The organism is Faecalibacter sp., from assembly GCF_057177045.1.
Window position 1 is genome coordinate 1,729,776 of the sequence record NZ_CM169987.1, and the last position, 13,215, is coordinate 1,742,990.

Below are 13,215 nucleotides of genomic sequence, written 5' to 3' on the forward strand. Positions count from 1 at the left end.
TAAAAAGAGTGGTAGTCTTTGAAGACTACCACGTCTTCTGATTTATTTATTTAAACTAATAATTAGTCTAAGATTTCAGTTACCTGACCAGCACCAACTGTACGTCCACCTTCACGGATTGCGAAACGTAAACCTTCGTTTAATGCGATTGGTTGTAATAATTCAACTGTAATAGTTAAGTTATCTCCTGGTAATACCATCTCAACACCTTCTGGTAAAGAGATTTCTCCTGTTACGTCAGTTGTACGTACGTAGAACTGTGGACGGTAACGGTTGTGGAATGGAGTGTGACGACCACCTTCTTCTTTAGTTAAGATATAAACCTCAGCTTTGAATTTTTTGTGTGGAGTTACAGATCCAGCCTTAGCGATAACCATACCACGACGGATATCAGACTTGTCAATACCACGTAATAAGATACCTACGTTGTCACCAGCTTCACCACGATCTAAGATCTTACGGAACATCTCAACCCCAGTTACAGTAGAAGTTAATTTTTCTTCTCCCATACCTACGATATCAACTGGATCACCTGTGTTGATAACACCTGCTTCGATACGTCCTGTTGCTACAGTACCACGTCCTGTAATAGAGAATACGTCTTCGATTGGCATTAAGAATGGTTTGTCAGAGTCACGTACTGGCTCTTCAATCCACTCATCAACTGCATTCATTAAGTTTAATACAGTTTCAACCCATTGAGGCTCACCGTTTAAAGCTCCTAAAGCAGATCCTTGGATAACTGGAGTGTTATCTCCATCATATTCGTAAGAAGATAATAAATCTCTTACCTCCATGTCAACTAACTCTAATAACTCAGCATCGTCAACCATATCAACTTTGTTTAAGAAAACAACGATACGAGGAACGTTTACCTGACGACATAATAAGATGTGCTCACGAGTTTGAGGCATTGGTCCATCAGTAGCAGCTACTACTAAGATACCACCATCCATTTGTGCAGCTCCTGTAACCATGTTCTTTACGTAATCCGCGTGACCTGGACAGTCAACGTGTGCGTAGTGACGGTTAGCAGTTTCATACTCTACGTGAGATGTATTAATTGTAATACCACGCTCTTTCTCCTCTGGAGCATTATCGATTTGATCGAAAGCTTTTGCTTCTGAATAACCAGCATCAGCTAATACTTTAGTAATCGCTGCAGTCAAAGTTGTTTTACCGTGGTCAACGTGACCAATAGTACCAATATTTAAGTGCGGCTTACTACGGTTGAAAGTTTCCTTTGCCATTTTACTTTTTTATTAATTTCTATTGTTATACTTAAACTAAATATTTACACTAAACACAATGTTATTTCTAACACTGTAGCTTTATATAAAGTATTTTCACTTTGAAGAGCTCTTGATAAAACTTATTTACCTGCAACGCTCAACTTCGTTTTAAAGTTGAGCGGGAAACGGGACTCGAACCCGCAACATTCAGCTTGGAAGGCTGACGCTCTACCAATTGAGCTATTCCCGCAATACCATCTTTAATAAAGCTTTGCAAATTTAATCATTAATTTAAATCTACAAAACCTTTTTAAGATTAAAATTTAGTTAATGTGGGGAGAGCAGGATTCGAACCTGCGAAGGTGAAACCAACGGATTTACAGTCCGTCCTCGTTGGCCGCTTGAGTATCTCCCCAAATTTATCACTAAATTATTTTCTAAATAGAGCCGATGGAGGGATTCGAACCCACGACCTGCTGATTACAAATCAGCTGCTCTGGCCAACTGAGCTACATCGGCAATTTAGTTATTCAATCATTTCAAAAGAACAGTCCGTTATCAAGAGTCATTCTCTTTGTTTAACGGACTGCAAATTTACGTGGTTTTTTGAATAAACCAAATTTTCGTAAAAATATTTTCAGTTTTTTTTTGATTGAGATTAACGCTCACTCACTTTTTCTTTTTTTCTAATGATTAATTTTTTCAACGTATCTACAGACAAATCAATACATTCCTCAAAAGATTGACCACATTTTTTCACCAAAATATCATCTCCAGGAACCTCTAATTTTATATCGATACATTTATTATTTTTTTCAGAAGTATTTTCAATTTTGAAAAAAACCTGTGCAGAAATGATCTTATCGGATAACGTTTCTAACTTTGATAATTTCTTTTCTAAATACTCCTCTAAACCTGGTTTAGCATCGAAGTTAACTGCTTGTACATTAATTGTCATAGTTTACTCTTTTTTTAACTCACGTGGGTGAGCTTGATTAAACACTTTTTTAAGATTTTCTATGCTTCCATGTGTATAAACCTGTGTCGATGTCAAACTTGAATGCCCTAAAAGATCTTTTACAGCATTCAGATCCGCACCAGAATCTAACATATGGGTTGCAAAAGAATGCCTCAACATGTGAGGACTTTTTTTATGTTTTACACTTATTAAACTAAGATAATGTTTAACTTTTGAATAAACAAGAGTGTCATATAAAGGTTTCCCTTTTTTTGTAACAAATAAATTCGTACATTGAGCTAATCCGAGCTCATTTTTTTGTTTTCTGTAGATATCGATTTCTTGCAATAAATATTTTGATACAGGTACCAATCGCTCTTTATTTCTTTTTCCTAATACTTTTATCGAAAACTGGTTATAATCTATATCAGACTCCTTGAGATTTATCAATTCTGCTCGACGTATCCCTGTTTGATACAATAAATCAATCATTAATCGATCTCTTACTCCATCAAAATCATCTGAAAAATGTTCCTCATTATCTAAGAGATCACTAATTTCATTTTGAGTAAAGGGTACAACTACTTCTTTCTTTCGCTTTAAAGAATGAACTTGTTCAATTGGATTGATGGTTAAGACTTTTTCTTTAATTAAGTATTTATAAAAACTACGTAGAGTACTCAATTTACGATTTACCGTTTTCTCTGATTTTTTTTCTTGTGATAAGAACATCACAAATGCGCGGATATGAGACTTTTTAGCCTCTTGGATTTCTATTGAATTTTCTTCCTGTTGATAAAACGCGGTAAAATCATCCAAATCACGTTTATAACTTGTTATTGTTAAGGCTGAATAATTCTTTTCTAACCCTAAATAATCTAAAAATTGCTGCGTATAATCCATAAAAAAAACCTATTTACCAAAGATAAAACTTTAATAAATAGGTCTTAGAAGAATTCTTACGAATTCCATTTATTTTTAAGCAACAATTAAGCTTCTTCTTGAACTTGTAAAGATTGCTTGTAGATTGCTCTACTTTTCTTAATTCTATTTGTAACAGATGGTTTTGTGAACTGCTGACGTGCTCTTAATTGACGTACAACACCTGTTTTATCAAATTTTCTTTTGTATTTTTTTAGAGCTCTTTCGATTGACTCTCCGTCTTTTACTGGTATAATCAACATAATTCTATCTATTTCTTTTTGAGATTGCAAATATACAACTCTTTAATTATTAAACAAATCCTTTTTAATTAATCTTTTAAAATATTTCGTCCAATGACTAATTTTTGGATCTCTGTCGTCCCCTCACCTATCGTACATAATTTAGAATCACGGTAGAATTTCTCAACTGGAAAATCTTTTGTATATCCGTAACCTCCAAATATTTGTACAGCATCATTCGCTACTTTCACACACACTTCAGATGCATAATATTTCGCCATTGCACCTTCAGTTGCCATCGGTAAATGTTTATTTTTTAAATACGATGCTTTACGAATTAAAAGTTCAGAAGCTTCAATTTCTGTTGCCATTTCTGCTAATTTGAAGTTCACGGCTTGGAAATTGGCAATTGCTTGACCGAATTGGTGACGCTCTTGAGCATATTTTAATGCGGCTTTGTAAGCTCCTTTAGCAATCCCTAAAGATAAAGCTGCAATAGAGATACGACCTCCGTCTAAAATTTTCAATGCTTGCTTGAATCCCTCTCCTACTTCACCTAGACGGTTTGCATCAGAAACACGTACATTATCAAAGATTAATTCAGCGGTTTCTGAGGCACGCATACCTAATTTATTTTCTTTTTTACCAGAAGTAAACCCAGGTGTTCCTTTTTCAATTACGAAAGCTGTTGCATTGTTTTTAGCCCCTTTCTCACCAGTTCTTGTCATTACAACTGCAACATCACCAGAAATCGCATGTGTAATAAAGTTTTTCGCTCCATTAATCACCCACTCATCACCGTCTTTTACAGCAGTAGTTGACATTCCTCCTGCATCAGATCCTGTATTATGTTCTGTTAATCCCCAAGCTCCAATCCATTCAGCAGTTGCTAATTTCGGTAACCATTTCTTCTTTTGTTCTTCATTTCCAAACGTTAAGATATGGTTTGTACATAATGAATTGTGTGCTGCAACAGATAACCCGATTGAAGGATCAACTTGAGAAATTTCGTCAACAATCGTTACATATTCATCGTAAGATAATCCACTTCCTCCATATTCTTCAGGAACTACGATTCCCATGAATCCCATTTTACCTAATTCCTTGAAACATTCTACAGGGAACGTTTGTGCTTCGTCCCATTCCATAATGTTTGGACGAATATATTGTTCTGCAAATTCTCTTGCAGATTGTGCAATCAGTTCTAAATTTTCGTTTTCTAAATAATTCATTTTTTTGTTGATTGATAATATCAAATTTAACAAAATATAATAACCTGCAAAATTACAGGATTGATTCTATTATAAAAGTCTTATTTAATTTGTTTAAAAAAATGTTTGTATCCATCTAAAATAGAATGTTTTTAAGCTTTAACAATACCTTGTTGATGCGCTCTTTCTGTAATTTTAAATTGGGTAAAATAACGATCTAATCGAAAATACATGGATTGCAAAAAAAAAGAGCTGTATGTATTACAGCTCTCTATTGATTGATATTTTTCTAAAATTTTTATAATATTCTTCGATCGAAACAAAATCAGGTTCGATATGCACGAGCACATCTTGTATTTCTGGGATAACTTCCATTACTCGATCTTTAATCAAATGACTAATTGCATGACCTTCAGCGACCGATAAACTTCCACTAACTACTGCATGCATATCCACAAAATAAACCATTCCTGATTTTCTCATCACACATTTCTCAACAGCTTTTACGCCTGGTACTTTACGAGCAATAACTTTGATTCTTTCGTTTTCAACTCCGTAAAGATCCTCATCCATCATTTCACCAAGTGCTGGTCTTAAAATATTGTAAGCATTAAAAATAATAAATCCAGATGCAATTAATGCTGTTACATCATCGGCTATTTCCCATCCATCACCCATAATCAAAGAAATCGAAATCCCGATAAATGCCATTAGAGAGGTTATAGCATCTGAACGATGATGCCAGGCATCTGCCTTTAAAGAAGAACTATTCGTTTGGCGACTTTTCTTCATCACATATTGAAAAGAAGCTTCTTTAAAAATGATAATTCCTCCCAAAATAATTAATGTAAATGCTTCTGGACGTTCGTGAGGTGTAAAAATATTATGAACACTTTCGTACGCAATAACAATAGCAGCAACAATAAGTGATAATACAACTAAAAAAGTAATTAATGCCTCTGCTTTTCCATGCCCATAGGGATGATTTTCATCGGCCGGACGAGACGAATATTTTAATCCTAAGAAAACTAAAATGGAAGAGAAAACATCAGTTGAAGACTCGATAGCATCAGCAATCAAAGCATAAGAGTTCCCAAAGTAACCTCCTAAAAATTTAATTAACGCTAAACTCGCATTCCCTATAATACTGAATACTGAAGCCTTTACTGCTGTTTCTGAATTCTTGCTCATTATCAAAAAAATAGCCCCGCTCTTGCGGGGCTATAAAGATAAATATTATTTTGCTAAAAATGGGTATTTATAATCTTTCGCTGGTACTAATGTTTCTTTCACTGTACGGACAGAAACCCAACGTAATAAGTTCATTGCTGAACCTGCTTTATCATTAGTTCCAGAAGCACGTGCTCCACCGAATGGTTGTTGACCAACAACTGCTCCTGTTGGCTTGTCATTAATATAGAAATTACCTGCTGCATTTTCTAACGCTTTATAAGCTGTTTCTACTGCTGCACGATCTTGAGCAAAGATTGAACCTGTTAAAGCATAAGCCGAAGTTTCATCCACTAATTTTAAAGTTTCTTCATACTGGTTCTCATCATAAACATAGATAGATAACACAGGTCCGAAGATTTCATCCGTCATTGATTCGTATTTAGGATTTGTAGTTACAATCACTGTAGGATCAATAAAGTAACCTACTTCATCATTATAAGTACCTCCAGCAATAATTTCTGCTTCAGAAGATGCTTTTGCACGATCAATAAATCCTGTAATTTTCTTAAATGAATTCGAATCAATCACAGCAGTCACAAAATTTGAGAAATCTTCTGGAGAACCTACTGTAATTGTAGCTAACATTTCTTTCATTTGTTTCTCAACTTCTGGCCATAAATTCGACGGAATATATGCACGAGATGCCGCTGAACATTTTTGACCTTGATATTCGAATGCTCCACGAACTAAACCTACTGCTACTTCTGTAGGACATGCAGATTTGTGAACCATTACAAAATCTTTTCCTCCTGTTTCTCCTACTACACGTGGATAAGTTTTGTGAATATCAACATTATTTCCAATTTGTTTCCATAAATGTTTGAAAACATGTGTTGAACCTGTAAAGTGTAACCCTGCAAAATCTGGGTGAGAAATACACGTTGTAGCCGTTTCCGCTGGATCAGCTAAGACCATATTAATTACACCATCTGGTAAACCTGCTTTTTTGAACACTTCCATAGTGACTTTAGCTGCATAAACTTGTTTGTCTGAAGGTTTCCAAACTACAACGTTTCCCATTAAAGCCATACATGATGGTAAATTCCCAGCAATTGCTGTAAAGTTGAATGGCGTAATCGCAAAAGTAAATCCTTCTAAAGGACGATATTCTACTTTATTCCAAACCCCTGGAGATGAAATTGGCTGATCAGCATAGATTTCTGTCATGAATTTCACGTTGAAACGTAAAAAGTCAATTAACTCACATGCTGAGTCGATCTCTGCTTGCATTGCATTTTTTGATTGCCCGATCATTGTAGCTGCATTCATTTTTGCGCGGTAAGGACCGGCGATTAAATCTGCTGCTTTTAAGAAGATTGCTGCACGATCTTCCCACGCCATATTTGCCCAAGAATTTCTTGCTGCTAATGCTGTATCAATTGCTTTTTGTACATCAGCTTGCGTACCTTCGTGATAGTAACCAACTACTTTTTGGTGATCATGTGGTGGACGAATCTCTTTCTTCACACCAGTGTAAATTTCTTCAGAACCGATATATTGAGGAACTTCAATTACCTCATTATACATTTTCTTATAAGTATCTAATAACTCTGCTTTTTCTGGAGATCCAGGAGCATAAGATTTTACCTCTTCGTTTACGACAGTAGGAATTTGTGCAAATGATTTAGCCATTTCTTTATAATATTTTGTTTTGTTTGCTTTTTTTAAGCCCTTCAAATTTAAGAAAAATAAATGGATTCGATTTGATACATTTGTAACTACAGATGAACACTATCCACTCCTATTATGAGAAAACTTTTTGGACTTTTATTTTTTGGACTTTTATTTTCATGCCATTTAGACAACAAAACTTATGCAAGTGAATTGGTGGAAATCAAAAAAAATAAAGGAAATTTTGAAATTACTTTATCCACAAATGCTGACTTAAAATCCATACAAGAAAAATATCGATTTCCAGATCAACGTGTGATCGGCCATATCAAAACACAATCTTTTAAAGAACAAAAAGTTCGTATTAAAGGTATATTTGATTCAAAAAACGCAAAAAAAATAGGAGATTCTTATTCCTATCAAAGTACAGTAGAAATTTTACCTCAAGATTCAAATAAACAATTAAGTGAAGTTTTAACTCCTCAAGATACACTTGAAGTCTTTTTACAATTAGGATTTCCTGACGGAAGAACATATCCTACGAAATCGGTTCTCATCCCGGCTTCTGAAATACTATAATATAAAAAAAAGGTTCTCCATTGGAGAACCTTTTTTTTATAAATTAACGTAGGTATCAAAATACTTACAGTTACTTTTTACTTCTTTATATGTTTTTGTCGAAGATAAAGATTTCAGTTGATCAAAATACTTTCGGTAATTTTTCACCTTATATTTAATCATTTCATCCGTAGCAAAATCAATGTACCATTCATAGTCCGTTAAGTTATTTGCAGCATAATCATAAAATTGTCCCTGTTCAATTTTAGAAGCTGTAAATAGAATTTGAGCTTTCAATTCTGGATCTTTTACTTTCGCTAAAGCTGTTTTTATATAGTCGGAACTAATCGTATAATTACTTAGATACTGAGCTGCCATTTCATAATTCTTATAGTAATTGATAAAAAGCTCATCCATTATTTTATTTTCAAATTTTGGATTAATGAATTTATGAAACTTTGGACCATGTTCGTTGTTGCGATCAAATGATAGAAGCTCTCTAAAATAGCCTAAAGAAGTCGTATTATAATAGAAATTAGCTAATAAATAATTTGCTTTAATTCCACATTCATCCGATTTCTTTGCGATATCTACTAACTTAATAATGGCTTCCGTCAATTCTAATTTATTCATTTTAGGTTTGATGAATGTAAACTCCGAAACATACGGCTTGGAAATCACTTCAGACTCGGGACATGTAAAACATTCTATTTTATTGTATCCAAAAATTCCGTTAGAAATACCACTATACCAATTGTACGAATAATTTTTATCCAATGTATAATAAGATGATGTTTCGATGCTAAAATCGGTCGGGACTTTTGAAAATTCGCGCTTCGCCAAATCAAATTTACGCTCCTTCAAATATAAAGTTCCTTTATAGTTTGCTATAAAATCTGCTAACTTAAATTTTGATTTTTCTTTCCAAGATTCATACGTATTCTCATTATATTTGAAATAAGTAATATTCGAAACCAAATACTTTTCAAACTCATTCTTATTGGACTTTTGATCGAGTGCATCAATAGCATTCAGTAATGGCCAATTGACATTGTATGCCAAATCATAAATCGAATTATGAATTAAAAAAGCTTTTGCTTTATCACCTTGTAAAAAATATCGATTGGCTAAAATATCTTTCGCAATTTCTCTAAAACGATCTTTTAGTAATTCATCATCCGTAAAAATCTTAGCTCCATATTCGTATTCTGCTGGATATTTCAGTTCAAAGTTTAAAATCTCACCATATTTTGCCATAATACTTTGTTCATAAGCCGGTGTAATTTTGTCCTGTTGATTCAGATCCATCAGCATTTCAATCATTTTTTTATGTAGAATAAAATCGGAATGTTTCGAATTTACCTTACTTAAATAAGATTTAGCCGTCGAAAAATCCTTCGAAATTGTTGCTAAATAAGCCACTGAAAGATTCCAAAAATCTCCATCTTTAGTTTTTTGAGCTTGTTCTTTTCCTAAAGCTAAAGTTTCATTTAAAAAACTAGTTGGCAAATCAGTATCAAAACCATTTTGAGATAATGAGGGCAATTTCGATGGATTTACTTTCTTATCAGACCAATTGTTCCCGTTCGCATATTGAAGTAAATAATTTCGTTCAATCAAGTTAATAGCACGAGCATATAATACTTTTGCTTGTTCAGCATTTGGATCTAATTTCGTGATTTGTCGCATAGCTGCCAATGGATTACTAAACTCTCGGTATCCAATCAATAGATATAAATCCATTTTTTCTTGATTGGTTTTCGCCTTCAATAGCATTTGTTCAAAATTCAAATCCTGAGTTACTTTCATTGAATTATAAGCACTTTCTTTTCTGTTTTTGGTGTGAGAAAATACTTCAAAGAAATCGTAATTGGCTTGGATGTAATTCCCAACTGCACGCTCCGCTCCTGCTTTTTGATCTAAAGCATAATAATACATCGTGGATTTAGTATTCAAGGGTTTAACGTATTGATTAAACAACTGAATTGCCGTTTTGTATTGATTCGAATAATGTGCAAAGCGAACCATTTGATAAGCATATCGCATTTTCAATTCTGTATCCGATTCCGCTTTATAACTGCGCTCCAAAACATCCATTACTTTATTGTAATCTAAAAGTGTAGCTTTTTGATCATTGCGCGGTATATAGCTCCATGATTCACCTGTATCAATATAATTGTGATTCATGTATGGTTCTAAATACTTCGCATACGATAAATATAAAAGTGCTTGTTTATGTTTTTGAACAAATGATGAATTTGCAAATTTTAGTTTCTGATCCGCGGTTTTACCCGTTTTTGTTAATTGGTCTACAGATTGTTTAGATACTTTGTAGACTAAATAGTATGCATCATCATAAGAAATATTCAGATATTTTGACCAATCTTCAATTTTTTCATCCTTCATATCAACACCTGTTGTATCGTAATAAGGATTATCAAAAGTCATTAAAAATGGTTGATATTGCGGTGAATGGATAATGGCTTGATTGAAAAGATTATAATAAGAATAATCTTCACTGCTATCAGCACAAGCTAAAGATGGTATAGATAGTCCAAACGCTAAGGACAGACCTAAGATTATTTTTTTCATATTAAAGACGGTTAAGATTATAATTGGTAATAAATTTTTGATCCAAATGATAATAAATTAATCGATAATCATCATGTAATTTACGATTTATAAATTGTTTCATGGTCGTTAAAGTTTCACTAGGAACATTTTCAATTTTTATTTTAAATCCTTTACTAACATAAAACTGCTCGATAAAAAAATCATCTTCAACTTCAAAGACTCCATTTCCTAAAGGTTTTACAGGTTTATCTTTTAAATTTTCTTCCGAGAAAGAATTAATCAATTTGATTTTCCCTAAATGATTCGTCAATATTGCCCAAGAATATATAGGTAAAGCAACATCCATCTTTATGGGATAATCCTCCAAATTCTCCAAATAATCTTTCGCTAAATCAACATCTAAAATGGAATTCTTATCCTTCACTTCTGATGGATTTTCAGTAGCATAACACATCAAAACCATTTTATCTAATGGAGGAACCCCTTCCCTATCCTTAAATTTGACTTGATGCAAACGCAAAGTAGCTGAAATTTGCTTATTTGAGATTTGCTTAAGTTCTTTCAGAAATTGAAAATAATTCTCTCGTGTTGATTTTGTCCAATCGCAATCAATCTGAATTTCAGAATATTTGTCTAATTTTCCTGCTTTTGCAATCTCAGCAATCAATTGATTTACGTTTTTTGCTAAAATTTTAACTTCGGATACATTCATGGATTGAAATGTTCGATTGGTAATAAACACGGTGGGAATATAATTGACATCTAGCATTGATGCATCAAAATTTTTAATCACACCAATAGGTTGTGGAAGGATGTCTTTTCGATCCACATCAAACAATCGTACATAAAGATTATGCACTTCATAATCTTTTACTGCTTGTTTTTCTATATCATTTAAAGAATAATTCGAACGCCAGTAATAAAAATCAATGGGGATATTCTGTTCTTTAGAGCAACCAATTAATAAAAAAAGAAAAGCTATAATTGAATAAAATTTCATAAGCATAAAATCTCATCTAATTTATAACAAAAAACCCCTGATCAACGACCAAGGGCATATTATCTTTTGTTAAAAAAAACTACTTTTTAATTACTTTAAATGATTGGACACCATCATTTGACTCAACAGTAACAATGTATGTTCCTGCAGATAATGATGACATATTCACGCGATTTATTTTAGACGATGCGTTTTGAGATAACACTTGGCGTCCTGTAATATCAATAACTGAAATGGATTTTGCTTCAGAGAAAGATTCTACAACTAAATAATCTACCACTGGATTAGGATAAACTTTTATAGAAGATTTTGTTGTATCTACTGTAGATAATGTTCCTACATTGACAGAATAATCCTCCGCTTGACCGTAAGATGATTCTGCTAAACAAGGGTTTGAATATTCAGTTGTATTAAATGTTTTCTTTATACGTAAACGAGTTGTACCTTGAACAGCATTTTCAGGAACCGTAATATCCAATGTAACTGTTTTTCCATCATTCCCAGTAGAGTTAACTAAAGTTGTTGACGGCATATACAATTCATTTTCATCAAAAACTCCATTTTGATCCCAATCAATAAATACAAAGAATCGATTTGTAAAATCACCATCAGTATTTCCTTCTAATGACATTGTATATGTCATACCTGGTGTAACATCTGCTGCTTGGTCTAAGAAAATTTCATGACTAACAGTACTTTGAGTAGCAGTACGGTTGTTAATTCCAGCGAATGAAACATTTGTAATTGGTTCCACAGCATTAGAGAAATTTAAATCACCACAATAAGGTGAGAATGGACCTGTAGTCGTTGTAAACGAATAAACTTCACATCCTGTAGCCGCTCCGACTTCGTTCTTAGGAACAATAGACCAATAGTAAGTGGTATCTGCTGATGCTGCAGTAATTCCAACCGCTGTATTAGGAGTAGCTCCTAATAGATTTAACTGTGTCGGATTAATTCCAAAATGTACTTCATATGCAGTTGGTGCATCACCTGAAGTTGGTGCTTCCCATACCAATTGGATACTTGGTGAAAATTCTACACCTGTAGCTCCATTCGCTGGCGATATTAATGCGCTACAATTAGGTACAGTAGGTGCTACTTCAAATCCTTCAACTTTTACATTGTCAATAATAGCTTGTGCACCATCTAATCCTACATATTGAAAAGCAATCTTCACATTAGATTGTCCCATATATTCTGATAAATCAATGCGAACAGGCGTAATTTCATAATCGCCAAATGTACCTAAATCCGATTCTGTCCATAATTGAGACCAAGTTGCTCCGTTATCAGTCGAAACTTTTACAAATACATCATATGTATTTTGAGGGCTTATCGACCAAGAATAACTTAAACTTGCATCAAATGTCAAAAAATATGCTCCTGTAACATTTGATAAATCGATAGTTGGTGTAATCATCCACTCATCTTGTTGCTCTAAATTCGCATCATATGTAACGCTTGCAACGATATTCCCTTGTAAATCATAAGATTCCCATGACTCATTTGCATTAGTTTGTTGTATTGACCAAGATGATGGAATTCCATTATCGAAAGTCTCATTTAATACGACTTGTCCAAAACCAAATGCTGGTAAAGAAAGTAAAGATAGTAGAAGTAAATTTTTCTTCATAATAAGTGTGTTTGTTAATTCATGTTAATGTGCACGAAA

Annotated in this window: 11 protein-coding genes and 3 tRNA genes; 1 reads left to right on the forward strand and 13 read right to left on the reverse strand. The window is 33.5% G+C overall.

What is annotated here, in order from left to right:
• Positions 1 to 62: 62 nt before the first annotated feature.
• The 10 genes from tuf to pruA form a co-directional block, all read right to left on the reverse strand.
• Positions 63 to 1,250, reverse strand: coding sequence for an elongation factor Tu (gene tuf / locus AC1QSP_RS08080; RefSeq protein WP_484078267.1), 1,188 nt, complete (start codon positions 1,248 to 1,250; stop codon positions 63 to 65).
• Positions 1,251 to 1,409: 159 nt separating this feature from the next.
• Positions 1,410 to 1,482 (reverse strand) — tRNA-Gly (locus AC1QSP_RS08085).
• 83 nt (positions 1,483 to 1,565) lie between these two features.
• Positions 1,566 to 1,647, reverse strand: a tRNA-Tyr gene (locus tag AC1QSP_RS08090).
• Positions 1,648 to 1,677: 30 nt separating this feature from the next.
• Positions 1,678 to 1,751: transfer RNA gene (locus AC1QSP_RS08095), tRNA-Thr, on the reverse strand.
• 139 nt (positions 1,752 to 1,890) lie between these two features.
• On the reverse strand, positions 1,891 to 2,190 hold the full coding sequence (gene hpf / locus AC1QSP_RS08100) for a ribosome hibernation-promoting factor, HPF/YfiA family (protein WP_322971794.1): 300 nt from the start codon (positions 2,188 to 2,190) through the stop codon (positions 1,891 to 1,893).
• 3 nt (positions 2,191 to 2,193) lie between these two features.
• Positions 2,194 to 3,093 carry a tyrosine-type recombinase/integrase gene (locus AC1QSP_RS08105; RefSeq protein ID WP_484078268.1) on the reverse strand — a complete coding sequence of 300 codons (900 nt, stop codon included), beginning with the start codon at positions 3,091 to 3,093 and terminating at the stop codon, positions 2,194 to 2,196.
• A gap of 86 nt (positions 3,094 to 3,179) precedes the next feature.
• Complete coding sequence (gene rpsU / locus AC1QSP_RS08110) at positions 3,180 to 3,374, reverse strand: 30S ribosomal protein S21 (protein ID WP_484078269.1); 195 nt, start codon at positions 3,372 to 3,374, stop codon at positions 3,180 to 3,182.
• A 68-nt stretch (positions 3,375 to 3,442) separates the two neighbouring features.
• Entirely contained in the window at positions 3,443 to 4,585 is a 1,143-nt protein-coding gene (locus tag AC1QSP_RS08115; RefSeq protein WP_322971791.1) for an acyl-CoA dehydrogenase family protein, read from the reverse strand.
• Positions 4,586 to 4,825: 240 nt separating this feature from the next.
• A complete protein-coding gene (locus AC1QSP_RS08120) occupies positions 4,826 to 5,755 on the reverse strand; it encodes a cation diffusion facilitator family transporter (RefSeq protein ID WP_322971790.1) in 930 nt (309 codons plus the stop codon).
• A gap of 45 nt (positions 5,756 to 5,800) precedes the next feature.
• Positions 5,801 to 7,429, reverse strand: a complete 1,629-nt coding sequence (gene pruA / locus AC1QSP_RS08125) for an L-glutamate gamma-semialdehyde dehydrogenase (RefSeq protein ID WP_484078270.1) — start codon at positions 7,427 to 7,429, stop codon at positions 5,801 to 5,803.
• 114 nt (positions 7,430 to 7,543) lie between these two features.
• Here pruA and AC1QSP_RS08130 point away from each other — a divergent pair, with 114 nt between their 5' ends.
• Positions 7,544 to 7,987 (forward strand): hypothetical protein, encoded by a 444-nt coding sequence (locus AC1QSP_RS08130; protein ID WP_484078271.1) that lies wholly within the window; start codon positions 7,544 to 7,546, stop codon positions 7,985 to 7,987.
• A gap of 36 nt (positions 7,988 to 8,023) precedes the next feature.
• On the opposite strand, the gene AC1QSP_RS08135 is transcribed toward AC1QSP_RS08130, so the two are convergent.
• From AC1QSP_RS08135 to AC1QSP_RS08145, 3 genes are all read right to left on the reverse strand, one after another.
• Positions 8,024 to 10,558, reverse strand: a complete 2,535-nt coding sequence (locus tag AC1QSP_RS08135; protein ID WP_484078272.1) for a hypothetical protein — start codon at positions 10,556 to 10,558, stop codon at positions 8,024 to 8,026.
• 1 nt (position 10,559) lies between these two features.
• A complete protein-coding gene (locus tag AC1QSP_RS08140) occupies positions 10,560 to 11,540 on the reverse strand; it encodes a hypothetical protein (RefSeq protein ID WP_484078273.1) in 981 nt (326 codons plus the stop codon).
• A gap of 79 nt (positions 11,541 to 11,619) precedes the next feature.
• A complete protein-coding gene (locus AC1QSP_RS08145) occupies positions 11,620 to 13,176 on the reverse strand; it encodes a GEVED domain-containing protein (protein WP_484078274.1) in 1,557 nt (518 codons plus the stop codon).
• Between the last annotated feature and the right edge of the window lie 39 nt (positions 13,177 to 13,215).